Below are 25,218 nucleotides of genomic sequence, written 5' to 3' on the forward strand. Positions count from 1 at the left end.
CTTCTCTGGCACGAGCTCAAGAGAAACACTCCCTTCTTGCGCATCGTGATAGAGAGAGAAAGGAGCGTTTTGTGATGAGTAAACTTTCAGATAAAGATAAAGAGAATCTGCCAGAGAGCGCCTTTGCATTTCCTAAGGAGCGCAAAGAGCCGCTGATTGACGCACGTCATGTGCAGGAGGCGGTAGCGCGTTTTAACCAGGTGCAGGGGGTATCGAACGAAGAGCGTGAAGAGGCCTGGCATCGTATCCAGAAAGCAGCCAAGAAATTTGACGTCGACCTGCGTGAAAACGATTGGCATGATTTGTTTGAGCAGAATGAGCGCGAGGTCCCCCGCGATTAGATGGAGTATATCCATAGCAAGAGAGGCGGGCACAACCGCGGTCGTGCCCGCCTCTCTTGCTATGGATATACTCCGGCGTGGTCTTGAGAAGAGAGGAGTATGTATGTTATTTATACTAAAACTACCTAGGTCGAGAGATAGGTATTGCTGCGCTTGTGTGATATGACGAGATGTTATCCTTAGTCCAAGATGAGAGTTTGAGAAACATATGGCAAATCGAGCAGTACATCCAGTTGCGCCTCTGGCTGGGGTTGGCGGCGAGGCGCTGGCAGAGTTTATCGGGACCTTTGTGCTCGTGCTGTTAGGAAATGGCGCGGTCGCTTCCTTCCTTCTATTCAACAATATCGCAGGGACGAACGCCTTTTTTGCCAATACCTGGCCGGTAGTCTTTTTCGGGTGGGGTTTTGCGCTGATGCTGGGCATCTATATCGCGGGCGCGATTAGCGGAGCACATCTCAATCCGGCGGTGACCATAAGTTTTGCGGCCACCAGGCGTTTCCCCTGGAATAAAGTGGGGCCCTATATCGTGGCGCAGTTTCTTGGCGCGTTTGTGGCGGCGGCCTTCCTTTTCTTTGTCTATCGTGGTGCAATCACGCATACACTAGGTGGGGCGTCCTTGAATGCCGCCAATGTTAATAAGGTAGGATTAGCCTTCTACACGGGGAAACGAGATTTTGTGGGTCTGTTTGGAGCGTTTTGTGCTGAAGCGATGGGCACAGCCATGCTCGTTGGCTTGATCCTGGCAATTGTGGATGCACGCAATCAGCCTGTGCAGGCGAACCTCAATCCCTTGATCATTGGCCTGGTGCTTGCAGCTATCGGTTGTTCGCTTGGCATAATTACTGGTTTTGCGGTCAACCCTGCGCGTGACTTTGGCCCGCGTCTGTGGATGACCCTGGCTGGTGGTGGATTGGGTGCGCTGAATAGCTACACCTGGGTCCCCATTGTGGCGCCCATTGTGGGCGGGCTGATCGCGGCCTTTGGCTATGACTATACTATTGGGCGCGTGCTGGCGGAACGTGGCATGACGCGTTCGGGCACAGCCGTAACGCGTGGCGAGGCAGTGCGCGAGCCAGATATGCATGTGGATACAGGTGGGCGTCCAATTCGCGAAGAGACGCGTGGGCGTCCGGTTCGCGAAGAGGGTCGCGGGAGAACATTCCGCGAGCGCTAAGCGGACTTGTACAAATGCTTAAGGCCAGCTTGTCTGAACTGTGCAGGCTGGCCTTGCTTATGGCTAGAGCTCGCGCCAGGAGGGCTGGTAGGTGCGCCAGTTCTCGTAACCGAGCTTACCATAGAAGTCGGTCAGGACGAGCCAGTCAATATAGCAGTTGCGGACACCGCGTTGTTTGAGGATCTCTGAGGCGTAGGCCACCAGGGCGATGCCGATGCCTCGTCCGCGCTCGGAGACGGCCACTCCGACTGAACCCAGGGAGCCAGCGTCCTCGCCCAGCAGACCCTGCCAGATGACATCGGTACGCTCAGTGTTGGACTGAGGGCTGGAGGTGACGAGCGAGCCAACTACGCGCTCTCCATCGAAAGCGATGAGCAGGTCCTGGTAATCGCCCACGCTCGCCATATAGTTCACCGCGCGCAGCCAGTTATAAAACTCGCGCTCCTCGAAGGCTCGTAGCGCGTCAATCGTCTCGGGGGTGGCAACCTCAAAGCGAATGCCCTCGCGCTGCATACGCTCAACAATACGTGTGGGGATGCTAAAGTCGCGCAGGTCGCGGACCATGTCATAGACGATCTCATCCAGTTGCCAGCCTTTGCGGGCGAAGAATGGCGCGACGGGCAGGTTGGTTGGTACGCCGCACCAGAAGCGTGGATAGATGCTGCCAAGCTGGATGGCGCGCAGACCCGGCTGCTGTTGCAAGTAGTTGAAGGCCACATCATGTAGCTCACTGCCGATTCCCTGGCGTTGTTTATCAGGGGCGACCAGGAGTGCGGCGAGATGCCCAACCTTGTCGTGTCCCCGTGGACTCTGGAAAGTGGCCGCGAAGGCGATCAGCCTACCCTCCTCGCGGAGAGTAAAATGGTGTGCCTCTGGTCCGTTGAGAACCAGTTGGATGCGCTCGGCACTAAGCGGCCATTGCGAGCCAACAGTGCTCTGCCAGAGCGTGACCAGGTCGTCCAGGTCGCGTTCTAGCTCAAAGATAGCAAAATGGTGTGCCATAGCAAAAAGAACTTTCTTTCTTAACCTCTTGCCTGAGGGATTGCTGGTTATGGGTGTGCCACAGTAAGCCCGCTACTGGCGTACGCGGCTACTTATAGCACACCCATAACCAGGGCGAGCTATTCTGCGCGGTGGCCCCGCTCGTGCAAGCCAGGAATGCTTACTGGAAGCTTGCCCTGAGCGGCCTGTTTGCCTTGTAAGACATCCAGCGCGGCCTCAAAGGCTGGCAGGGTGTATTCATAGGTGACCAGGTAGGTCTCCAGTTCAGGGAAGGCCAGCAGGTCATAGGGGTCATAGACGGCCAGGCCAATGACTGGCTTCTCCTGTTGTAGCAGGGAGCGTACCAGGTCCGCCTGGGGCTGGTAGCGGTTCGCGTTAACAGTGACGACAACGAGTGTAGAACTGCTGGCAATGGCGCCTTGCAGCCGGGCCTCCGTTGCCTCGTCGCGCTGACTGGGGACGGCCAGAACCTCTGCCGTGGGGAAATGCTCCGTAATAGCGACCTGGAGTTCCTCCAGCGAGGGGTAGCGGTCGGCGGCGAAGGTGGCGTGATCGGTCTCTGGGAAGAGGAAGAGCGGGTGTTGTGCCTGCTCGCCTGTCATGGGTACAAGCTGCTGGGCGTTGCGTACCAGCGTGGTCGAATGTGCGAAGGCGCGCTTGCTCAGGTCGAGATGCTCGGGAATCGCGATCTGGCGCACACTCTCTTCCTGTGGCAGATCGTCCCAGGAGAGGTAACTGGCTTTGAGTTGAAGCACACGCTCGGCGGCGCTGGTGATCTGAGCTGCTGTCAGTTCGCCCTTCTGCACGGCTTCAAGGACTGCGGCAAGGCCCGCCTTCTGATACTCGTAGTGATGGGAGATCAGGGCGATATCGGCACCGGCTTGCAGGGCCATCACCGTCCCGCGTGGAATGCCAACCGTGTCTGCCAGCGCGTTCATCTCCAGGCAATCGGTGGTGATAACGCCATTAAAGCCCAGCCGCTCGCGCAGGATTCCCGTAATGATCTCGCGGGAGATTGTCGCGGGTAGCATCTCCTCTTTCATCAAGGCTGGAAGGTAGACGTGCGCGATCATGATTGAATCGGCCCCGGCGGCGATGCCAGCGCGGAAGGGCACCAGTTCAATCTCCTCAAGGCGTTCGAGGGTATGCGGGATGACCGGCAGGGCCTGGTGGGAGTCGACAGCAGTATCGCCATGGCCGGGGAAGTGCTTCAGGTTGGTAATGACGCCCGATTCCTGGTAGCCCTTAATCGCGGCCACGAGATGGCGCGAGACGCGGGGAGCATGCTCACCGAAGGAGCGCACGCCAATCACCGGGTTGGCGGGATTGTTGTTGACGTCGGCGACCGGAGCCAGATTCATATTGACACCCAGCGCCTTAAGCTCTTTGCCCGTTGCCAGGGTGATCTCGTAAGTCTCCTGTTCGCTATCGATGGCGCCAAGGGCCATATTGCCGGGGAAACTCGTCGAGCTTTTGCCGAAACGGCGCACCATGCCGTTCTCCTGATCTGTCGAGATCAGCAGGGGGTAAGGATGACCAGCATCGCGTGCGATACGTTGTAGCTCGCTGGTAAGCTGGTGGACCTGGTGGGCGCTCTCGATATTGCGCGCGAAGAAAATAATGTTTCCGACATGGTGATTCTGGATTAAATCAATGATTTCAGGCGTTGGGGTGGTACCATAGAAGCCAACACTGAGCAGTTGCCCGATCTGCCGCTCAAGCTCCATGCCTCGGGTGTAATCAGACATGTGTCCCCATCCTTTCTTCACCAGGCTGTGCAAGCCGCGTGAAGCGAAAATAATATGTTTGACGTACAGGCGCGTCATACCAAATCCTGTAGAAGGAAGAGAGGTGTGGGCAACATCCCTGTCTGGATTCTATTTCACAACGCCGCTGCTGCGACTCGCCTTCGGCTACGTGAAGCGAAGAGGCTTCCCCGCCATTCCCGCGTAGATGATCAATCTTCCATAGAACTTGATTCAAAACGCGCAAAAACAACTATAACTGGCATGCATCGCGCTCGTCATTGACCGCAACTATCACAATATTATCACATTCTTAGATATAGAGGTCATGTAATAGGTCTTTCGTTTGTGTGTGCCAGGTTACTCTGCCTGCAAGGCCACAAGGGTGGCGCGCAAGACCTGCTGGTGTGCCGCGAGCTGCTGACGAGCCTCCTGTGGGCTGACATGAGCGCGCGCGACCACAATCGCAGTCTTAGTCTCCCCGTCGCACTGGGCAAGCAGAGCATCGGCCTGCTCCTGCTCAATGCCAGCGATGGTCTGCACGATCTTGCTGGCCCGGCGCTGGAGCTTATAGTTTGAGGCATGCACGTCGACCATCTGGTTACCATAGGTCTTGCCCAGCAGAATCATGACACTGGTACTGAGCATATTGAGCGCCATCTTCTGCGCGGTGCCCGCTTTGAGGCGCGTGGAGCCACTGACAACCTCGGGACCAACCACGGGCGCGATCATGATATCGACTGTGGAATGCAGGGGCGTCTGTGAGTTGCAGGCGAGCCCCACGGTCAATGCGCCAACCTCGCGGGCGTAAGTGACGGCTCCCAGGACATAGGGAGTGCGCCCGCTGGCGGCGATACCAACCACAATGTCTCTGGCCTCAATATGCAACTGTTGCAGGTCGGCCTTGCCACCCTCGGGGTTATCTTCCGCTCCCTCGACCGCCTTCAGGATGGCGGGAGGACCGCCCGCGATCAAGCCTATCACTAACTCTGGCGGTGTGCTAAAGGTGGGGGGACATTCCGAGGCATCCAGAATGCCCAGGCGACCAGAGGTACCCGCGCCAAGATAGATCAGGCGCCCTCCCTGGCGCAGACGTTTGGCACTCTCCTCCACGGCAAGCGCGATCTGAGGTAGTTCTTGCTGTACGGCCAGGGCGACCCTGGCGTCCTCCGCATTCATGACCTGAACAATCTCAAGTGCGCTCATTTGGTCGATTTGCGCGCTGGCGGGATTGGCCCCCTCAGTCTCCATAGCCTGAAGATTGAGTTCTGGCTGTCCTGATGAACTCGACATATATGCGTTACTCCTGGTGGTGTGTTTACTATTGCTGTGTGCCCGGTGCGGGCACGGTGTTTTGTATGAGGTGCAGGCGGTGCAGCATGGGATAGGTGCCTGCTGTGCTCGTCTCTTCCTCGTGTGCCAGGTCTGCGTGTACCTGGCGGAGAAGCTGGCGATAATTGCGCCCTGGCACGATCTTGCCCAGAATGGCGGGTGTGCTTGCCCCTGTGCTGCCTGGTAGATTGTTGGCGCGGCCATAGAGGCACTCATGCCCCAACAGGGCGAAGAGGATACCCTCCTTAGCCCCGGCGGGAAGGCCCGTCTCTTCGAAGAGGCGGACTCGTGTGGTGGGAAGGCCCGCCTGTAGGCCCTGCATGAGTACAGGGTTATAGCCGCCGCCACCACCGACCAGGACCTCGTCCAGGTGCGCCGGACCATAGGTGCGGTAGGCGTGAATGATGTTCTCGATTGTGATGGCGGTAAGCGTCGCGATGGTATCTTCGGGTGAGAGACCCGCGTCTGTGGCCTGGGCGATGAGCTGGGCCGCGAAGGCATCGCCAAACAGTTCGCGCCCGGTGGTTTTGGGGGGCAACTGGTGAAAATAGGGATGGGCCAGGACCTGGCTTACCAGGCTCTCATCAACTGTGCCCTGGCGTGCCAGTGCTCCGTCGCGGTCAAAGTGGCGCGCCCCTTGCGTGTAGTGGCGGACCGCGGCATCGATAAGCACATTGCCCGGGCCAGTATCAAAGGCGTAGGCCCCGGATGGACCCTGACCCGCCGGGAGAAAGGTTACGTTGCCGATGCCGCCTATGTTTTGCAGGGCGCGTGTCTGCTGCGGGTCGCTAAAGAGCAGGGCGTCAAAGAATGAGGCCAGGGGCGCCCCCTGCCCGCCCGCGGCGACATCGGCCACGCGCATATCAGCCACGACGCTTATGCCCAGGCGTTGCGCGATTACCGCCGCCTCGCCGGTTTGCCAGGTTGAGCGGACGCGTCCAGGTTCAACGAGGTGATAGAGCGTCTGCCCATGAGAGGCGACCAGGTCGATATCGGCGTGTGAGACCTGCTGATGAAGGCAGAAGATCTCGACGGCTTCGGCGAATGCCGCTCCCAGGAGAAAGTTTAGCTCTGTCAGGTCTGCCAGGTGCGCCTGGGGCATGCGCAGGATGTTGAGCACCTGTTGGCGCAAGGATGCGGGGAAGCTGGCCTCTTCATATGCCAAAAGGCGCAGCGAGAGTTCGCCTGGTGCGACAGGCAGAAACTCGCAGAGAGCCAGGTCGATGCCGTCAACGGAGGTACCCGAGTTCAGGCCAAGTACGCGCATCGGATGTGTGCTCCTTTCTTAAGTGCGAGACAGCATGTAGGGTCCATGCTGGCATGGACTCCCGCCAGGGGAACGCCGCTTCGCTCGTAGTCCATGCCAGCATGGACCCTACTCCTGTATACCATCCTGGTAGAGCAAGAAAGGGGCGCGTCGCTGCGCGAAAGCAGCCAGGCCACCCTCCCAATTCGCCGTGATCTCTGCTACGCTTGCGCCGGCCTCCAGGGCCAGGCGCACCTGGTCGCTGCCGCAGAGCAGGTCGAGAAAATAGGTGCCATTCTCACCCTGAATCCAGGTCCGTGAGAGCGGTGAGAGGCGGCGCAGGTCCGCCAGCAGGTGTAGCCCCAGTTCCATGAGAGGGATCTGTGCCCGGTCCAGCAGGTAGACCTGTATGCCTCCACAGCGCGTCTGAGCGTGTTTGGAGAAGGTTGGCGTGAAATAGAGCGGGCGGAAGGCCACTCCAGGCAAGGCATGGACCGTGAGGGTCTCCGCCAGGACGAAGGGATCGATATCGGGCGCGCCCAGGATTTCAAAAGGGCGCGTCGTGCCGCGTCCCTCAGAGCAACTGAGACCTTCAAGCAGACAGGTCGCGGGGTAGAGCGCCACCGCGTCCAGCGTCGGCAGGTTGGGTGAGGGCTGCACCCAGGGCAGCTCGAGCTGATCAAACCAGAGATCGCGCCGCCAGCCCCGCATCGCCACCACCATGGGTTCAGGCAGTGCATGTTCAGCGGCATACAGACGTGCGAACTCGCCGACCGTCAGTCCATGGCAGACGGGGATATTGGCGATGCCGACAAAGGAGCTAAAATCGGGATGGAGGATATTGCCTGCCAGGAGCTGGCCACCAAGCGGATTGGGGCGATCCAGAACCACAAAGAGTAGCCCGGCCTCCGCCGCGGCCTCCATGGCGTAGACCAGGGTTGAGAGATAGGTCGCGTAGCGCACGCCGATATCCTGGAGGTCAAAGAGCAGGACATCCAGCCCCTGGAGCATCTCGGGACGTGGTCGCCGGGTCTCGCCATAGAGGCTGTAGACCGGGAGGCCGGTGCGTGAGTCTGTGCTGGCCTGTACATGTACACCGGCCTGGGCATCGCCGCGCATGCCATGTTCGGGTCCAAAGAGTGCGCAAAGCCCGAAGCGCGGGTCGGCGTGCAGGAGATCAACGCCGCCCTGGAGCGCCCTGTTGATACCCGTTGGATTGGTAATCAGTCCCAAACGTTTCCCGTGTAGGCTTGGCACTCCTCCCGCCAGTAAGACATCGAGTCCATTCTGGACGACAGCGTGGGTGGACCCCTTCATGAGATACTCCTTTCGCTCAACAGGTTATGGTCTTATCCCTTGATCGCGCCCATGCGCACACCAGAGAGGAAGTTGCGCTGGAAGATCAGGAAGAAGATGATCATCGGAAGCGCGGCCAGGGCAGCGCCTGCAAAAATGATACCATAATCTGTGGTGAACTCGCCCTGCAAGCTGGCCACCCCAACGGAGAGCGTATAGTGATTGCTGGACTGCAATACGATCAAGGGCCAGAGGAAATCATTCCAGTGTTGGACGAAGGTAAAGATGGCCAGTGCGCCAACCGCAGGCCGACACAGAGGCAGGATCACATGCCAGAAGACGCCCATCTCGCCACAGCCGTCTATACGAGCGGCATCCAGCAGCTCTGTGGGGAGGGTCTGGATATACTGGCGCATCAAGAAGATGCCAAAGACATTGGCGAAACCTGGTAGAATTACGGCCCAGAGCGAGTCGATCAGGTTGAGCTGCTGCGTGACCAGGTACATGGGAACCAGGGTCACGTATGTTGGAATCATCATCGTGCCGATCACGACCCAGAAGAGAATGGTGCGACCAGGAAACTTACGTTTCGCGAAGGCATAACCCGCCATCGTATCGAAGAGAATATGGAACAGGGTAATGACGATGGAGACCGTCAGGCTGTTTGCCCCCCAGCTCCAGTAATCGGTGGCCTGGCTGAGCAGGCGCTGGAAGTTCGATATGTCTGCGTGTACGGGAAAGAAATCCGGGGGCGTCTTGAGCGAAAATGTGGTCGGCGTAAAGGCCGTTACATAGAGCCAGTACATCGGCCAGAGCGCGATGACAGCAACGATAAGGAGCACGAGCCAGGGTGCGACGCTTCCCCATTTGATCCTGCGCGGAGTCACGCTCCGCTGTTTGAGTTCTGCTTGAGCCATTACTGACACTCCAACCTACTACTTCTCCGAAAACCCTGAGCGCGCTTGCCGTGCCACCGCTTGTCCCCGAATGGGGAAGCGCTAGGCACGCGAGTGACGTTGGGTTTCGGAATAAGATCCTAGTATTCCACATCGCTGCGGAGCATACGGAACTGTACCACAGCTACGGAGGCGATCATCAAGAAGAGGATAAAGGCTTGCGCGGAGGCAACGCCATAGCGTGACTGCTGGAAGCCATTTTCGTAGATCTGCGTTACCATCACCTGGGTGCTGGTACCCACACCACTCTTCACCATGACGAAGAACTTCTCAAAGACCTGGAAACTGGCGATGGTATAGAGCACGACCAGGTAGAGCGTGGTTGACTTGATCAGCGGAAGGGTGATATACCACCAGCGTTGAATGGGGCCAGCACCATCGATCTGAGCCGCTTCGTAGAACTCGGGTGGAATGCTGGCCATGGCGGCATTAAAGAGCACCACGCCGGTCGCGGGAATGGTGAGCACCGTAGAGAGTGTGATGCTATTGAGGACCACATTGGGATCGGAGAGCCAGCGGATGGGGGCGATATGCACCAGGCTCAGTAAATAGTTGAGCATGCCATATTCAGAGTTGAAGATCCACTTCCAGGTAATCGCCACAATAACGGAACTGGAGACTGCGGGCAGGTAGAACGCCGCCAGGAAGAAGGTCTTCGCGATCTTGCCGCGCTTTTGAATCAGCCCGGCGAGGACGAGCGCGATCAGAATATTGGCGATGACGGTAATGACTGTGTAGTAGAGGGTATTCTCGATAGACTTAAGGAAGATACCCCCCTCTGTGGTGAAGGCCGAGACATAGTTTTTGAGGCCAATCCACTTGCCGGTCGTCACGATATCGCTATCCTGGAAGGAGATGACCAGCGCCCACAGGATAGGAAAGAGCGTGAAGATGGCAAAGGTAAGCATGCTGGGTAGAATGAAGAAGTAACTCCAGCCGTGTTTTTTCAGAGTGCGCCCGAACGCACCCGATGGGCGAGACGGCGTGCGCTTCTCCGCACGTGACAGTGATATGTCTGACATGACCATTCTCCTGTGATGATGTTGAAAGGGTCAGGGTAGTACATTGCGAGAGGAGAGGACCGTGCGACAGACGATTGTGACGCCGCCAGTATGCCCCGAGGTGAGTCAGGTGCCCCCTTATATCTATGTACATCAGGAGCAGGCTGTGTCCTTCATGGCTCAGGGGAAGCACGAGTGTACAAGAACGTGCCTGTACACTCGCGTCCTCTCTTATGCGTGCTTACGCATTGCTGGAAAGGATCGAATTGATCTCGTCGGCAGGGGCATTGAGTGCCTCTTGCGCGGAAGACTTGCCCAGCACCGCGTTTTGCAACTGTGAGTGGATCAGGGTACGAATCTGAGACCACTGCGCAATGATGGGCATAAAGTACGTGCTGGCCACAAGAGGCGAGAACTTGTTGATGGGATCAAGCACCGTAATAGATTTACGCGCGCCCGGAGCCAGATAGTAGCCGTTGACATCCGTGCCAACCTGCTTGCCCGTCAGGTAGTTGGCGAAGTCCATAGCCAGCTTCTCCTGACCCTTGTTGCTGTGCTTGCCAACCACAATCAGACCTACACCGCCAACCGTGAAGGGTTTGTTGCGTTTGCCGACAGGCATGGCGCGCACTTCAAAGTTCAGGCCCAACTGGCGGTAGCCACTGGAGTCACCGCTGGGTGCGCTGTACATCGCGTAATTCTTGTTCTGGCTAAAGCCGGTGCCAATATCGTCGGGCGACTGCGTGCCAAAGTCGGGAGGCGTAACCTTATACTTTTGTGCCAGGTCAACCAGCTTCTGTAGGCCACTCACGCCCTCAGGGGTATTGAGAGTATATTTCTTGTTATCCTCGGAGAGAGGCGTCGCCCCATCACCCAGGAGGAAGGACCAGGTATTGACCAGGTCGGGATCGATGGCACCTGTATAGCCATAGACCTGTTGCCCATTGGAGCGCTTGAAGGTCAGGCGCTGCGCGATATCGACAAACTCCTCGTAGGTCCAATCATCTTTGGGCAACTCGATGCCGCGCTCTTTAAAGAGATCGATGTTGAGATACATGGCCACCGGGGGAACCCAAAGCGGCCAGGCATAGACCTTGCCGTCAAAGGTGACGGATTTAAGGATATCGGGATAGAAATCTGCCTTGTCTTCCGCGCTCAGATACTCATCGATAGGAGCGACCAATCCCTGCTTGATCAGCAAGGGCAGATTGTCGGAAGGATAGCGGAAGAGGTCGATAGAGGTGCCGCCGCGTACCGCCTGTGTGACCTTGGTGAAGCCGGCCTGGTCACCCGTGTAGCCAGTGGCTTTGACGTCCTTGAGAGTAGTATGGGCTTTTTTGTAGGCTGCCGCTGCCGCATCAGTGAGTTTACCGGTCTTATTGGCACCGTGAGGCTGATAGCCTGTGACCCAGTAGTTGAGGGTGCCTGATGCTGCACTGGCACCGGAATCGCCACAGGCCGCGAGGAATGCAGCCAATGCACTGGTTCCGACGACGACCTTGCCGCCATCCACAAGAAATTGTCGACGTGTCGTAGAATACATAGTTTTAAAATACTCCTCGTTTCCTTTGATGAAGACAAAAAGGATACATGCTCAGTATCGCGAATAAGCCGTGAGGAATGGTCCAGAGTTCGTATGGACTTCTACCTGAACAAGGGAAATAGGGTAGAAGGAAGAGCGATCCTGCAAGAAGAGGATCGGTCACAGGAGCGAAAGCTTCCTCGCTGGACACACTCGTCTATGAGCTGATCAGGATTCAGGCAACGCGCCGCTTGAATCCGCGCTGTGCGTAGGCATGAAAAAAGGTTGCACGTGAATTGTGACTATTTATATCGCTCAACCTTTCTTGCCATTGCTATGCAGTTGATATGTTGTATATACCAATAGACTGCTTGTTCACACTATGCCACACTGAATCTCTTCTGTCAACATGCGAGCTTGCTTTATTTTTGTTGAGATTAGTATAAAAGGGTAGAAAATAAATGCTTATAGTTGTAGCCCGCTACTGGCGTACGCGGCTACTTCTGCGTAGCCGCGTACGCCAGTAGCGGGCCAGGAGGGGTGTGTGCCTGGTGGGGGCTAGCGCATTTGCAGCTTTATGGCCGGGCTAGTGACGAAATGGCTTAAGCGTGCGTGTCCTCTTGAGAAAGTATACTTGCTTTGGTAGCGTTTAGCGATCAGGAGGTGATAACGCATGACCCATTCTATGCATGAAACGCACGGCGAACATGAACATACGGAGCAGTGTGGTCATACTGCGGTCGTCCACGAGGGGCATATCGACTATCTGCATGAAGGTCACCTGCACCATCCCCACGAGGGGCATTATGATGAGCATGTGATTGGCGTGAATGCGCAGAATCCCGCCTCGTGTCAGCCAATGGAGTGCTCCTGTGGCGGCCATGATGTTTCCCAGCATGAGCAGGTTCCCCATGGCGATCACTATGATTACCTCTATCAGGGGCACCTGCATCATCCACATGGTGACCACTGCGACGATCATGGTTCCCTACAGACGCGCTAGCCTGGCAGGCGGAAGTACAGAAGCCATGGCGAGAGGATCATCCGACTCGCCATGGCTTCTTTTGGGGTCTCTGCGTATTGCTAGGCGCTCACCAGTGATTCCAGGAGGTTATTTTCCTGAACAACAGTCAGTGAGAGGGCTTTGTAGCCAACCTCATCAAAGAGCACAATGATTTTATCTTCCTCGTAGCGCATCACCAGTCCGGGTCCCCACGAGGTATGCCGCACGCGGCTGTTAATGGGGAAGGGTTGCTGCTCAACAGGGATGTTCGTGGTGACGATACCAGCATCGCAGTTTGCGCAGTTCTGGCATGGCCCTTCAAAGACCTCGCCAAAGTAGTTGAGCATATATTCGCGCTGACAGTCATGGAGCTCGGCATAGCCGCGCATCATCTCAATGCGTGAGCGATCATGCTGGCGGCGCGCTTCATCAATATGAATGGCCTCTTCGATGGCCTGGTGATGCTCAGTATACTCGGGATTGGCGACGACTTCTCCAGTGGAGAGGGTTTCGATCACGTTGAGCTCTTCCAGTGCAGTGAGGATCTGCATGGTTTTGGTCTGGGAGAGATGGAGGGCCTCGCTTAGCTCTTTAGTAGTGATGGGACCTGGCTGCTCCTGAATGGTTTCCGCGACCAGCTCTACCTCTTCTGCGTCAACGGGTGAGCGTCCCGAGAGGAAATAGCGAATATTGAGATCCTTGGGGCTATAGAAGAGGATGGCCCTGGCCGCTTCGCCATCGCGACCAGCACGCCCAATCTCTTGATAGTAGGAGTCGACCGAGTCGCTGATATCATAGTGGTAGACAAAGCGTACATTGGGCTTATCCACACCCATGCCAAAGGCGGTCGTGGCCACGATGACCTCGACCCGGTCTTCCATAAAGTCCGACTGAACCTGGGTGCGTTCCTCACCCTTCATGCCCGCGTGATAGAAGGCGGCCTTGATACCGACTGCTTGAAGTGTCTCGGCCACCTCCTCAGTGTGCTTGCGCGTGGCGGCATAGATAATGCCTGGTTTGGCGTTCTCCTGTACCCGCTCGACGAGCGCTTTTTTCTTGGTGCGTTCATCCTGAAAGCGCTCAACACCCAGCCAGATATTGGGGCGATCAAAGCCCTGGACAATGACTTTGGCATCTTGCATGTGCAGGCGCTCAAGGATCTCTTCGCGCACAGGGGGCGCGGCTGTGGCGGTCAAAGCCAGAATTCTAGGATGTCCAAGCTCCTCAATAATCGAGCCGAGACGCAGGTACTCGGGCCGGAAGTCATGGCCCCATTCGCTGATGCAGTGCGCCTCGTCGATGACAAAGAGCGAGGGTTGGATCTGACAAAGGCGCTCCAGCGTCTCCGCGTTGTTGAATTGCTCGGGCGCCAGGAAGAGAAATTCCAGGTCTCCCTCTTCCAGGTCCTCCAGGATAGTGCTTGCCTCTACATCGCGCTCTACTGAATTGATGAGTGCGGCATTGCCGATGTTGAGTTCTTCAATATTTTCGACCTGGTCACGCTGGAGCGCGATCAAGGGCGAGACTACGACCGTTGCCCCTTTGAGGAGGTGCCCGGCACATTGATAGATAAATGATTTCCCAGATCCTGTTGGAAGGACGGCCAGGGTATCGTGTCCTGAGAAAACCGCCTGGAGTGCCTCTTGTTGTCCAGGGCGTAACTGATCGTAGCCAAAGGTTTCGTATGCTATCTTCGCAAACGGGACTTTGCGTGAGCGCACCTGCTTGTGATCCTGTACCATGCTGTATAACTCTTTTCTAGTGTTGAGTTAAGCTTCATTGCTTGCCTCTCATATATAGAACGCTTCATCTGGCAAAAAGAAAACGGAGACTGATCTCAACATTTGCGGGAGCGAAAAAATTTAGCCAACGTTAAGGTGCTTGTTGTTGCTTGTATAACGAGAAGAGAAAAAGTATCTTTTTTCCTGGCAGGCGGCCATGTGTATGCCGCCATTCTCGATGAAGGAGCGAGCGTCATGGAGACCTTCCCCCAATCCGAAGAGCGTCACGATGATATTCCTATTCCGGCTTCGCTGCCTCCCGCAGAGGGACGCGACGATATTGGACGTGAGAACGATTTAGAAAGGTATTCGCCAGTGGGGTCAGGAGAGCCAGGGGTGCTTTCACAGCCCCCTGTCGAGGGGAGAGTGGATATAGCTGAGGATATTGAACAGGAGCGTCAACAGGCCTATAGTTCGGCGAAAGACCAGGAGAAGAAGCGGCAGGATTAGTGAGCGTTATATAAGGAGAGATGCCTGGGACAACAAAAAAGAGGACTCGTTCCCATCTCTGAGAACGAGTCCTCATATCATAACGCTATTAGACAACCGTGGTGAAGGAATGAGAGGTGTCTAGCGTTACGCTGAAAGCTCTTGCATATCGAGCTGGAGTATTTCTGGAGCAAGGTCTACGGGAATCTGCTCCTCTGCCAGGCGTTTGACCCATTGGTAGTTCCCCTCAATAGGGGTATCCTGTAGGAGTTGCTGTGCCAGGAAGAGCCAGTTGATGGCGTTCGGTAGCGTCAGGTAATCGCTATTAGCGCGCTCGGCGGCATCCTGGCTCATGCGCTGATACTTCTCTGTTTCGGTAAGCAGAGTATACAGATGCTTCGCCACCTGGGTCGTGTTGCCTGGCTCGATCAGGTGGCCGGTAATACCATCCTCGATTTGGAGTGGAATACCCCCCACATTATAGGCAATAACGGGCCTCCCCTTCATCAGGGCCTCCGTCACCTTGACCTCAAAACCCTCTTTGGTTGAGAGCTGAAGCACCACTTTGCTTCTGCGCAGCAGCATGTTGAGCACCTGGTCGCGATGTGGCAGGCGTAACACCTTGATATCATGCGCGAAACGGGCATATGGAGCTGTTTGCAGGATGTTCCAGATGAGATTGTAGATGGGCGCCCCGTCTGGATCGTCAATCGAACCATTGCCTGCGATCACCAGTTGTGGAACGGGTAGGCACTGCTCCTCTAACATCTCACGCAGCTTGCGATAGGCGTCCAGTACATCGGGTATGCCTTTGGAGGGATCGAAGCGCGCGATCTGCACAATGAAGGGACGTGTTTCATCCAATGGAGTCTGACCGGCAGCTTCCAGGTAGGTATTGAAGAGCTGCATATAGGTATCGAGCTGCTTCTCGCTCAGTGGCTTGTTCAGGCCATCGAGCGGGTCAGTGGTCGCGGGCATGTAGAAGACCTTGTTAGCGGGCACATTATCTGGAATAAACATGCTCATGGGGTGGCTCACAAAGTAGTCCGCGAGCTGAATCTTTTCCCACAAGAAGCTCCAGGTGACATGCTGTGGTGTACCTGGCTGGTTGGCCAGGCTACTCACGATCTGGATGTGTGAGCGGTAAATGATCTTTGCCTCGGGATTGACGCGCTTAATATGCGGAATAAGGCCAGCGGGCTGAGGATCATCAATCACGACCACATTTGCCTGGGTGAAAACCTCGTGCAGCATCGCCGCGTTCTCTTCCGTCCAGGACTCGTAGACCTGTATATCTTCAGGCGTGAGCACCGTGTCGGGACTTGAGACGGCTTGCAGGACATTATGTACTTTAGTCTTTGTGATGTCGAAAACTTCCTTGCTGGGCTGAAGAATATACCAGTGGGCATCGACATCAAAGAGGCGGAGAAGCCGGATGAGGGCATGGCGCATTAAGGCGACGCCACCACCACGCGGGGTCGCGTTGATGAAAATGAGTTTTCGACCCTGTAGGCTCTGGGCCAGGGCTTCCAGGCGCGCAAAGTTGGATGGTGCCGTGACGCGACGGTAGTCTTCCTTTGTCACCAGCTCCGATGGGAGAACCTCATTGACGCTGGTGAGTACCGGGTCCACAATATTTTGCTCATCGAATGTTTTCATCATCGTCTTTATACCTGAGGCCAGGGTTGTACCCATATCTGCTGGCAGATGAAAGGGGACAATATCCTCTTCGAGCCAGAGACGAGAGTGCAGATCCTGGAAGCGAGGATCGTGCGTAAAGGTACTGGCAATGTACTGTAGATTGTGTTCCTGGGCTGCCTGGCGCAAAAAGGTGAGTACCTGCTCTACTCCATCCTGGTGGAGTGGTTGAGTAAAAGCATGGAACTTCACATCCTGTTCGCTTTTACGAGTGGCTGCTATATGTAAAGTGTTATCTTCTAGTCGAATACCAGCGTATTTCGCAGTTGGATTTGCAGTTGGTTTTGTACTTGCGTTGCTCGTACCAGGAGTGTAAACATTTTTCAACATCGCGTACTTCTTTATTTCTTCATTTCAAGAACCAGCATCGGGCTTAAAACCGCGACCTTGGTTTTACACTTCATATGTAACTAAGTATAACTTCGCCAGCGGGTTACATCGGTACCAGGTCATGAGCCATGATGCCAACGCTTCCTGGTTGCTTGAACCAGTTGCGCCCCTCTCGGGCGAGAGCAATTAAACGACATGGAGCAGGCAACCCTTTACCATGAAAGAACAACCGTGAACGCCGCTTCACAGCGACTAGTTTCGCTCACACGATTACATGGTCTGCCGTGCCCTATACCCTACTATCGGCCTCTTATTGTTGGAAACATAATCCCTAGTACTTTATGGCGTGGACACCATAGCATCGATAAATGGCTTAAGAAAAACGGATATAGCTCTTCCTTTCATTTTCCTCTATGGCTTGATCCCGTCTCACCACCTGACCTTCTTATTTTACAGCTTAGCTGTGAACTATTTTTATCAATATAAACAAGAAAAGCCTCCACACTATTCCTGGTGGAATTTCTCAAAGATGGGCTGCTGGTTGGCTTAGTGGCTGAGATACAGGAGGCAAACTATACTGAATGTGTGATGAGGATGTCAGTGGGGAGCAGAGGAGACAGGCAAGATGGGTAGCAAAAGGAGGAGACAATAGTGTTTAAGCGCATTCTAGTTCCCCTGGATGGCTCACCTCGGGCAGAGCGCGCGCTTCCGCTAGCAAAAAGGATAGCGCGTGCCACACGAGGCTCGATTGTCCTGGTTTACGTGGTGGATCCAATAAGTGATCTCTGGGCAGTGGAACAGGCCCCCTGGTGGAGATGCGCCTGCGAGAGGCCGAGATGTATCTCAACAGTTTGCTAAGTCCTGCACCAGCGGGGGAGGAGGCAGAGATAACGGAGCCGCCCATCCCCACCGAAATGTTGTTACTGCGTGGAAGCGCAGCCGCCAGCATTCTGAATGCGGCCTCTGAAACGCAGGCGGATGGTATTGTAATGTGTAGCCATGGACAAAATGCTGCTTCACACTGGCGTATCGGCGGAGTCGCAGCCAAAGTCGTACGGCACGCGAAAGTCCCGGTCTTGATGCTCAAAGAGGAGGGCGGGGTGCCTGCGGGCCCACATCCAGACGCGACTGAACCTCTTCGCGTGCTGGTGCCATTGGATGGCTCGGCGCCAGCCAGGACAGCGCTTATATCGGCGGCTTCTCTACTGGCGGACCTGGCCCCACAAACGCCTGCTCAATTGCATCTCCTGCATGTCATTCCTGCTAATGTACAGCTTTTAGAAAATGGGGGGCGTAGACACGAGCTGGTGCAGAAGGCGGGAGAATACTTGCAGTCCATGACTAAAAAGGTCAAGGAGAGCCTGGTGGAACCCTCGCTCTCGCCAAAAAACTTTATGGTCACCTGGTCTGTTATCCTGGACAATGACGTCGCAAATGCCATTGTGCGCGTGGCCGAACATGGCGATACGCAGGATGGTCTTGGGAGCATGCCCAGGTGTGATGGGATCGCGATGGCGACGCATGGCCTGAGTGGCATCCGGCGTTGGGCCATGGGTAGTGTGACGGAGCGTGTGTTGCATGGTACGCGGTTGCCGCTTTTGATTACGCGTCCAGCCTGGGTCGAGGAACATACAGGGGAAGAGGAGACTGAAGAGGAGACATAAGATGTTTCACAATGTTCTGGTTCCTCTGGATGGGTCTGCGTTTGCTGAACGCGTGCTCCCGTTTGCCGCTGCCATTGTGCGCCGTGCGGGGGGAACGTTGTTTCTGGCACGCGTGGTGCGAGTCATTGATAACATGGCGTCGTATATGGCGCTTGCCAATCCCTATGCCTGCTATATGTATGCCGATGACGATGTCGACTCGGCGGAGGATGCGAAGAACTACCTCACACACCTGGCTCAGACGTCAGCGGTCGCTGGTATAGAGACTCAGCAAGTGGTCTTATATGGCGAGGCGGCATCGTCTCTGCTAGCCTTTGCGCGTGAGCAGCATGTGGATATGTTCGTGATGAGCACGCATGGGAGGACCGGTTTTAAGCACTGGATGCTGGGAAGCGTAGCGCAAAAGGTGGCACGCCATAGTCATGTGCCAGTACTCATTATGAGTCGCGCATGCCTGCTTGAGGAATGCCTTACGCTTGAGAAGCCAGGCGCGCTCTGCGCGCTGGTTGGCCTGGATGGGTCGAGGTGGGCAGAGTCAGTGCTGTATCCAGTGGCGCAACTGGTGTCTCTGCTCTCAGCACCCCAGCAAGGTGAATTGCACCTGGTACGCGTAATTCAGTCACTCTCTAGCGATGAACTCGCCCTGTACCGTCGCGCGTGCCTCGTCCAGAACATTGAAGAAGAGGCGGCATCGTTGGCATATGAGTATCTCAAGAATCTGGTTGCCAGGTTGAAAGACACGCTTGGAGCGGAAACCGGCGTACGGCTATCATGGGCGATTGTGAAGGGGAGCGACCCGGCTCATACCCTGCTTCACCTGGCTGAGACCAGTCAGAGTGATGAAGCGGCTCAGCTTTGTCACCTGGTAGCGCTTGCTACACATGGACGTGGGGGCTTTGAGCGCTGGGTTCTGGGGAGCACTGCTGAGCGCGTCCTGGCGGCGGCGGCGAGGCCCGTATTGCTGGTACGTCCTGATCCTGGTAAAGCATAGTAGCAGCAGGTGGGTACATGTTCCTTACAGCATGGAACATGTACCCACCCGCTATAGAAGCGAGCTAACCAGGGAATTAGTTTAGAGCTTGAAGCCCCCCATATTCCCCAGGTTCCCCAGGTTTTTTTGGAGGTCACTCTTGAGTTCATCAGACGAATTATAGGTTTTTTCGGGCAGGCGATCAATAACCGCCGTAATCTGCGGATTGCCTCCGCTAAACTGCTGTGCCATCTGTTTAAGATTGGATGTGGACACAGGGTAGGGAATCTTATTGACCATCTGGTCTACCTGGGTAATATCAAAGTTCATTCTGGTATTTCCTTTCTGTTTCTCAAGCAAATATCTATGCATCCATGGGATGCTTACGGGTCTGTTTTCATCATAAACATGCAGCAAAGGGGAAAGAGTGATGTGAGAGAATCTGCCATCGTGTAGTTTTTTGCGCCGTGTATGCTGAAAGCGAATGCACCATTGGCAGAAACTAATTCAGCATATCCTTGGGCGTTAAGCCACCACTAAAGGAGAATACTCATGGTAGATTATGCGCAGCCCAAAACATCCTCGGCCCTGACCCACTCCCGCCATGCTCTCACTGAGCAGTACAAACAGGTGCGCGCCTTCTCTGAACTGATCTGTAAGCCGCTGGTGACAGAAGACTATGTTGTGCAATCTATGCCAGATGTCAGCCCGACGAAATGGCATTTAGCCCATGTGAGCTGGTTCTGGGAGACGTTCGTGCTCTCCGCCGCCCAACCTGGCTATACCTCGCTCCATCCCCAGTACACATATCTTTTCAATTCCTACTACAATAGCGTCGGTGCGCGCCATTGTCGTCCCAAGCGCGGTCTGATTTCTCGTCCAACTGTTACGGAAACCTACCAGTATCGCCGCTATGTCGATGAGCACATGCAGGCCCTATTTGAGCATCTCGACGAGAACCGCCTGAGCGCTCTCACACCTATTATCACGCTGGGTCTGCATCATGAGCAGCAGCACCAGGAGCTAATGCTTACTGATATCAAGCACGTACTTTCCTGTAATCCTCTCAATCCCGCCTATCATGAGGCTCCTGCCTCTCCCTCGCTCTCGGTGGCGCCCCTGAGTTGGATAACCTATCAGGAGGATGTCTACTGGATAGGTTATAAAGGCGAGGGATTTGCCTTTGACAACGAAGGACCCCGGCATAAAACCTATGTCCAGCCCTTCCAACTGGGCTCACGCCTGGTCACCAATGGTGAATACCTTGAGTTTATCGAGGATGGCGGCTATAGCACACCCACGCTCTGGCTCTCGGATGGCTGGCGCACCGTGCAAGAGCAGCAGTGGCAGGCACCCCTCTACTGGGAGAAGCGGGATGGTCAATGGTGCATGATGACCTTGAGCGGCCTGCGTGCAGTCAACAAGGGCGAGCCTGTCTGCCATGTCAGCTACTACGAGGCCGATGCCTACGCCCACTGGAAGCATGCCAGACTTGCGACCGAGGCGGAGTGGGAGGTCGCGGCCAGTGGCCTGGACGTGAGAGGGAACTTTGTGGAGAGTGGCGTCTACCATCCTGTACCTATGCAGACAGCGCTCCAGAAAGAGGGTCCCATGCAGATGTATGGCGATGTCTGGGAGTGGACACAGAGTGCCTATGCTCCTTATCCAGGCTTTCGACCTGCATCAGGAGCGGTTGGTGAGTATAACGGTAAGTTCATGTGTAACCAGTTTGTCCTCCGGGGTGGTTCGTGTGTTACCTCCCTCTCACATATTCGCCCAACCTACCGCAACTTCTTCCCACCAGATGCGCGCTGGCAATTTACAGGCATTCGCCTGGCCAGGGGGGTAGAGGCGCATGCGTAGCAAGCATCTGACACTCCAACTGCTTGATTGCGCTCCCACCTGCACAACGTTGCGGCAGGAGGTCATACAGGGGTTGCAGCAGTCGCCCAAGACTCTGCCCAGTAAATACTTCTATGACGAGTTGGGGTCCAGACTCTTCGCTCAGATCTGCGAACTGGAGGCCTATTATCCAACGCGCACCGAAAGGCGGATCATGCAGCAGTGCGTGGGAGAACTTGCTGAATTGCTCGGGCCAGGCTGCTTGCTTGTCGAGTATGGGAGTGGCAATAGCCTGAAGACGCGCATGTTACTCGATACGCTGAAGGACCTGGTGGGGTATATTCCTATAGACATTTCAAAAGCGTATCTGAAGGAGGCGGCTATTGCCCTGGCGCTGGCCTATCCAGCGCTCGAAGTACTGCCTGTCTGCGCCGACTATACCAGTGAGTTTGAGCTTCCCGTGCCTGCGAGAGCGGTACGCCAGCGCATCGGCTACTTTCCCGGGGCCACAATTGGCAACTTTGAGCCAAAGGCGGCCCGGCGCTTCCTGCAACAGATCGCGCACACCTGTAGAGGTGGAGGGCTGCTCATCGGCGTCGACCTCAAAAAAGACTTTACGGTCCTACACCATGCTTATAATGATCCGCAGGGGATCACCGCTCAGTTTAACCTGAATCTCTTGCGGCGGCTCAACCAGGAGTTGGAGGCCGATTTCCAGCTCGCGCAATTTCGCCATTACGCTTGCTATAATCCGGGTGAGGGGCGTATCGAGATGCATCTTGTGAGCCTGGAGGAACAGGTTGTGCATATCGACGATATCGAGATCCCTTTTAAGCGTGGCGAAAGCATCTGGACCGAGAGTTCCTATAAATACTCCCTGGAGGAGTTTGCGCGCTTGGCGCGGGCCGCAGGCTTTAGCGTTGAACGCGCCTGGTGCGATGAGCAACGGCTCTTTAGCGTCCAGTACCTGACAACCCTCTAGTTTGTAGGTGGTATGGTAAAGCCCTGGCAGTCGCAAGCTGCCAGGGCTTTACCATACCACCTACAAACTATCTGGCTTATTTGAATTGCAGGTCAATGGTTTGTTGTGGCACAGAGCCAGTAGAGGGCGTATTTAACAGGATAAACGTACAATTGGGGTTGCCATCGGGAATCATAAAAGCGGCAGTACCAGTCACGTTTGATTGATTAGAGTCGACGCTGGTAGGGACATCACTGTCGCCGTCTGGGGGGCTTGTGGTGTCGCCAGATTGGAGACGCATATAATCGCCATCGTAGCCAATAAACGTCTTGGAACTGGTGTTATCCATGCGCAGCTTGAGCACGACAAAGCGCTTTCCATTATCGGCCTGTTTGCTCTGGAAGCTCATCTGCAGTGTGGCGCTGGTAATCGTCCAGGTCACATCGGCATACTGGACATGCTTATTGGGTGTGATCGTCGTTGGCTGGTATTTCGCCACGTCTGCATCGGATTTCAAAGGAATATCAATCTGGGCTTCAGTGCTCTTGCCCAGGCGCAGGGTCAACTGATCTGGCTTAATATTCGTTGCTACCGGGAAATCAAGCCAGTTATCGCGCTTGGTCGAGGCATCGGGACCCGAAGATTTTTGCATGGTGCCTGGCGCGATACTATTGCCACCGGGCAGAATCAGATGCGCGACGTCTCCGTAGTAATAATACGATCCTTTTGAAGAGGTATTATCCTCTTTCAGGTTTAAGCGCAGCAGGCCCGTCTGATTCCCATTCTCATCACCTGGCAGGCTGTTCGCCTGCTGAACATTGGCGATGCTGATGGAGACGCTGGCATAGGTAACGGCCTTGGTATTGAGTGCCGTCGTGATGACTGAACCACCACTGGTGCCTGAGTTATCTGAGCTATTGCCATTAGAGTTATAGGTAGATGGCGTGCTGCGAGAAGCACTGGTGGCGGCGCCTTTGATCCATTGGAAACCAAGGTATCCCGCTCCGCCACAGAGCGAGAGTAGCACTAGCAGGATAAGTACCGTTCCGCATCCAATCTGTCGGAGTGCTTTCCCTGATGAAGAGGGTTGGGCCTGAGCGTAGGACGGGACAGGCTGGTAATTCATAGGCCGTTCATAGGCTTGTTGTGAGATGGCTGGTCCTTGAGAAGGAGGAGGAGGAGGAGGCGTGGGTGTGGGCGAACTCCATTGGGTTGCCTCCCGCTGGAGATCACGATACTGAAGTTCCCCTGGCGTACGTTCCGTCGGCTTATTGATATCTTCCTCAACGATTGAGCCACAATTTGAGCAGAAGCGCTGTCCCGCGCCCAGGGGGATCCACACGAGGGGCAGGAACGACCTGGTTGTTGAACCATGGAAGTGTTCTCCTTACATTGTATGAGCATCTATGCGCTTGATAAAGCGGCGCAAAAAAGACCGTTGTACTATTGAAGTAAAACGTGTTGCCAAAGCGGATGAGAAGTGATCTTACATGATCAACGCTGGTGGACGCATACTTTGGAGAATGAGAAACACTTCATTCGGCGCGGCGCATAAAAGGGAGCGTGCGCGATTATGTATCCTGGCGCAAAGCCAGCACCAGTTAGTCAAATGCTGTGAGGAGGTGGACGATACCTTCCTGATAGGCCCATTGCTGGTGTGTTTGCAGCGCTTGCACAAGAGGGGCGAAGATGGTGGGGAGCGCCTTGAGTTGGGCTAACTCGTGAGCTGGAGCGAGCACGCCACCGACCTGGAGGGCGAGCATATAGGCCGCTGGATCGATGTGCCAGAGGGTGCAGTGGTCAGGATAACGGTCAAGAAAGTGAGCAGCGATCTGGAGCCCTTTGAGATCGAAGTCGCCACTGTAGTGAAACCGAGAATCGGGCGTGGCTGAGATGAGCTTGTCGAGCAGGGTCAGGGCCGCCACGCTGGGCCAGCCAGCGGTGCATATGATGGTGGGGGCCTGTGTAGTGCTGGGTTGGTTGTCAATGATTTCCTCGAAGACCTGGGGATTCTCGATGATATAGATATCTCTGGTGGCAGCCTGGACCCTGCCCCAATCCCACAGTTGGCGCAGGGTCAGGGGGAGAATGCGCTCTCCCGCGGCGGCGATCATTGGGTCGGGCGTGCCATCCTGAAAAGATGCGCTAGCAAGGTTGAAGGCGACAACATAGGAGGAGATGGTATCGACCTGCAAGCCGACCTCCATGTAGAGGCGCAGGGCATCCTCGCGGTTTAGACCGGGTTGGAGTGGTGTATGCGTGAGGTCGCCGAGTGCCAGCAAGAGCAGTCGTCCCGCTGCGCGGTTGGGGTCAAGCATATGTGGGTCGCCACTGGTTTGCTGGGCGAAAAGCGCCAGGCGTTGCGGCATGGCCTCACCCGATAACTGGTCGAGGATGCGTGCGATATAGCCAATAATCTCCAGTTGTCGTGCCTGCTCTTCTGGCCTGGCATTTTTGTAGCGTGAGAAGAGCCATTCTTGCCCATGTGTGCCCTCTGTGAGCCAGGCGCGACCTCGCGCTGCCTCTGGCAAGGATGCGCGAAGCGCGTCGAGTGCATCTCGAAAGGCCTGTTGGTAGGCGGTCTGGGTGGCACGGCGCTGGTGACGCGTCACCAGCGCGGAGGCGGGGAAGAAGGCCGCAAGAAGCTCGGGGAGGGTGCAGGCGAAGCCGCTACGCCTGAGCGCATTATCAACGTCGCTCGCCCTGACCTTGAGCGTGGGGCCTGAAGAAGGGGGCTTGCCGAGAAAACTGGCGATCTCGCGGCGCTCCTGGGGCGTGCTCTCCTCCAGCATGATCTGCCCTCCGACCTGCCCCAGCTCAAGATATTTGTCGCGTAGTCTGGCGAGCAGGCGCGACAGGCCAGCCTGCGTAAAGAAGACAACTGCCCTCTGGACATTGGCCTGATCGCGCTTGTTCTGCTCCATA

The 25,218-nt window shown here is 55.7% G+C and carries 22 protein-coding genes; 9 read left to right on the plus strand and 13 right to left on the minus strand.

The genetic code is table 11. The features are described 5' to 3' along the window. Window positions 1–74: 74 nt before the first annotated feature. Together KTE_RS21675 and KTE_RS21680 are read left to right on the plus strand one after the other, a co-directional pair. Window positions 75–341 carry a DUF6582 domain-containing protein gene (locus KTE_RS21675; protein WP_007909897.1) on the plus strand — a complete coding sequence of 89 codons (267 nt, stop codon included), beginning with the start codon at window positions 75–77 and terminating at the stop codon, window positions 339–341. Window positions 342–549: 208 nt separating this feature from the next. Beyond that, window positions 550–1,515, plus strand: coding sequence for an MIP/aquaporin family protein (locus tag KTE_RS21680; RefSeq protein WP_201384537.1), 966 nt, complete (start codon window positions 550–552; stop codon window positions 1,513–1,515). Window positions 1,516–1,578: 63 nt separating this feature from the next. On the opposite strand, the gene KTE_RS21685 is transcribed toward KTE_RS21680, so the two are convergent. The 8 genes from KTE_RS21685 to KTE_RS21720 all read right to left on the minus strand — a co-directional run bounded on the left by KTE_RS21685 (window position 1,579) and on the right by KTE_RS21720 (window position 11,636). Next, window positions 1,579–2,517, minus strand: a complete 939-nt coding sequence (locus KTE_RS21685) for a GNAT family N-acetyltransferase (protein ID WP_201384539.1) — start codon at window positions 2,515–2,517, stop codon at window positions 1,579–1,581. A gap of 119 nt (window positions 2,518–2,636) precedes the next feature. Continuing rightward, entirely contained in the window at window positions 2,637–4,265 is a 1,629-nt protein-coding gene (locus KTE_RS21690) for a glycoside hydrolase family 3 protein (RefSeq protein WP_201384541.1), read from the minus strand. 357 nt (window positions 4,266–4,622) lie between these two features. Further along, the gene (gene murQ, locus KTE_RS21695; protein WP_201384543.1) at window positions 4,623–5,555 is read right to left on the minus strand and encodes an N-acetylmuramic acid 6-phosphate etherase; all 933 of its coding nucleotides are present in this window, start codon (window positions 5,553–5,555) and stop codon (window positions 4,623–4,625) included. 28 nt (window positions 5,556–5,583) lie between these two features. Continuing rightward, a complete protein-coding gene (locus KTE_RS21700) occupies window positions 5,584–6,861 on the minus strand; it encodes an anhydro-N-acetylmuramic acid kinase (RefSeq protein ID WP_201384545.1) in 1,278 nt (425 codons plus the stop codon). A gap of 108 nt (window positions 6,862–6,969) precedes the next feature. Beyond that, window positions 6,970–8,157, minus strand: a complete 1,188-nt coding sequence (locus KTE_RS21705; RefSeq protein ID WP_201384547.1) for an exo-beta-N-acetylmuramidase NamZ domain-containing protein — start codon at window positions 8,155–8,157, stop codon at window positions 6,970–6,972. Between the two features lie 32 nt (window positions 8,158–8,189). Continuing rightward, entirely contained in the window at window positions 8,190–9,053 is an 864-nt protein-coding gene (locus KTE_RS21710; protein ID WP_201384549.1) for a carbohydrate ABC transporter permease, read from the minus strand. A 119-nt stretch (window positions 9,054–9,172) separates the two neighbouring features. Beyond that, the gene (locus tag KTE_RS21715; RefSeq protein ID WP_201384551.1) at window positions 9,173–10,114 is read right to left on the minus strand and encodes a carbohydrate ABC transporter permease; all 942 of its coding nucleotides are present in this window, start codon (window positions 10,112–10,114) and stop codon (window positions 9,173–9,175) included. Between the two features lie 220 nt (window positions 10,115–10,334). Beyond that, on the minus strand, window positions 10,335–11,636 hold the full coding sequence (locus KTE_RS21720; RefSeq protein WP_201384553.1) for an extracellular solute-binding protein: 1,302 nt from the start codon (window positions 11,634–11,636) through the stop codon (window positions 10,335–10,337). Window positions 11,637–12,288: 652 nt separating this feature from the next. Here KTE_RS21720 and KTE_RS21725 point away from each other — a divergent pair. Further along, window positions 12,289–12,618: a hypothetical protein gene (locus tag KTE_RS21725; RefSeq protein WP_201384555.1), complete on the plus strand. Its 330-nt coding sequence runs from the start codon at window positions 12,289–12,291 to the stop codon at window positions 12,616–12,618. An 80-nt stretch (window positions 12,619–12,698) separates the two neighbouring features. Here KTE_RS21725 and KTE_RS21730 read toward each other — a convergent pair whose 3' ends face one another. Next, window positions 12,699–14,360, minus strand: coding sequence for a RecQ family ATP-dependent DNA helicase (locus tag KTE_RS21730; protein ID WP_201384557.1), 1,662 nt, complete (start codon window positions 14,358–14,360; stop codon window positions 12,699–12,701). A gap of 234 nt (window positions 14,361–14,594) precedes the next feature. Between KTE_RS21730 and KTE_RS21735 the strand changes: the two genes are divergently transcribed. Continuing rightward, window positions 14,595–14,849: a hypothetical protein gene (locus tag KTE_RS21735; protein ID WP_201384559.1), complete on the plus strand. Its 255-nt coding sequence runs from the start codon at window positions 14,595–14,597 to the stop codon at window positions 14,847–14,849. A 126-nt stretch (window positions 14,850–14,975) separates the two neighbouring features. Here the strand turns inward: KTE_RS21735 and KTE_RS21740 are convergent, their stop codons facing one another. Next, window positions 14,976–16,718, minus strand: coding sequence for a glycosyltransferase (locus KTE_RS21740; protein WP_201384561.1), 1,743 nt, complete (start codon window positions 16,716–16,718; stop codon window positions 14,976–14,978). A gap of 789 nt (window positions 16,719–17,507) precedes the next feature. Here KTE_RS21740 and KTE_RS49690 point away from each other — a divergent pair. The 3 genes from KTE_RS49690 to KTE_RS21755 are packed head-to-tail and all read left to right on the plus strand — an operon-like array spanning window position 17,508 to window position 19,511. Then, the gene (locus KTE_RS49690; RefSeq protein ID WP_201384564.1) at window positions 17,508–17,714 is read left to right on the plus strand and encodes a universal stress protein; all 207 of its coding nucleotides are present in this window, start codon (window positions 17,508–17,510) and stop codon (window positions 17,712–17,714) included. After that, window positions 17,672–18,520 (plus strand): universal stress protein, encoded by an 849-nt coding sequence (locus KTE_RS21750; protein ID WP_255552984.1) that lies wholly within the window; start codon window positions 17,672–17,674, stop codon window positions 18,518–18,520. Before KTE_RS49690 ends, KTE_RS21750 begins: the two co-directional genes overlap by 43 nt. A gap of 1 nt (window position 18,521) precedes the next feature. Continuing rightward, a complete protein-coding gene (locus tag KTE_RS21755) occupies window positions 18,522–19,511 on the plus strand; it encodes a universal stress protein (protein ID WP_201384568.1) in 990 nt (329 codons plus the stop codon). A gap of 81 nt (window positions 19,512–19,592) precedes the next feature. Here the strand turns inward: KTE_RS21755 and KTE_RS21760 are convergent, their stop codons facing one another. Next, the gene (locus tag KTE_RS21760; RefSeq protein ID WP_201368837.1) at window positions 19,593–19,820 is read right to left on the minus strand and encodes a DUF2795 domain-containing protein; all 228 of its coding nucleotides are present in this window, start codon (window positions 19,818–19,820) and stop codon (window positions 19,593–19,595) included. Window positions 19,821–20,042: 222 nt separating this feature from the next. Between KTE_RS21760 and egtB the strand changes: the two genes are divergently transcribed. Beyond that, window positions 20,043–21,353, plus strand: coding sequence for an ergothioneine biosynthesis protein EgtB (egtB, locus tag KTE_RS21765; RefSeq protein ID WP_201384570.1), 1,311 nt, complete (start codon window positions 20,043–20,045; stop codon window positions 21,351–21,353). Then, entirely contained in the window at window positions 21,346–22,314 is a 969-nt protein-coding gene (gene egtD, locus KTE_RS21770) for an L-histidine N(alpha)-methyltransferase (RefSeq protein WP_201384572.1), read from the plus strand. The genes egtB and egtD overlap by 8 nt, the downstream gene beginning before the upstream one ends. A gap of 76 nt (window positions 22,315–22,390) precedes the next feature. On the opposite strand, the gene KTE_RS21775 is transcribed toward egtD, so the two are convergent. Together KTE_RS21775 and KTE_RS21780 are read right to left on the minus strand one after the other, a co-directional pair. Next, the gene (locus KTE_RS21775) at window positions 22,391–23,635 is read right to left on the minus strand and encodes a hypothetical protein (RefSeq protein WP_201384574.1); all 1,245 of its coding nucleotides are present in this window, start codon (window positions 23,633–23,635) and stop codon (window positions 22,391–22,393) included. A gap of 259 nt (window positions 23,636–23,894) precedes the next feature. Then, window positions 23,895–25,217, minus strand: a complete 1,323-nt coding sequence (locus KTE_RS21780; protein WP_201384576.1) for a TIGR02679 family protein — start codon at window positions 25,215–25,217, stop codon at window positions 23,895–23,897. Window position 25,218 lies beyond the last annotated feature (1 nt).

The organism is Ktedonobacter sp. SOSP1-85 (assembly GCF_016587415.1).
Lineage (GTDB): Bacteria > Chloroflexota > Ktedonobacteria > Ktedonobacterales > Ktedonobacteraceae > Ktedonobacter.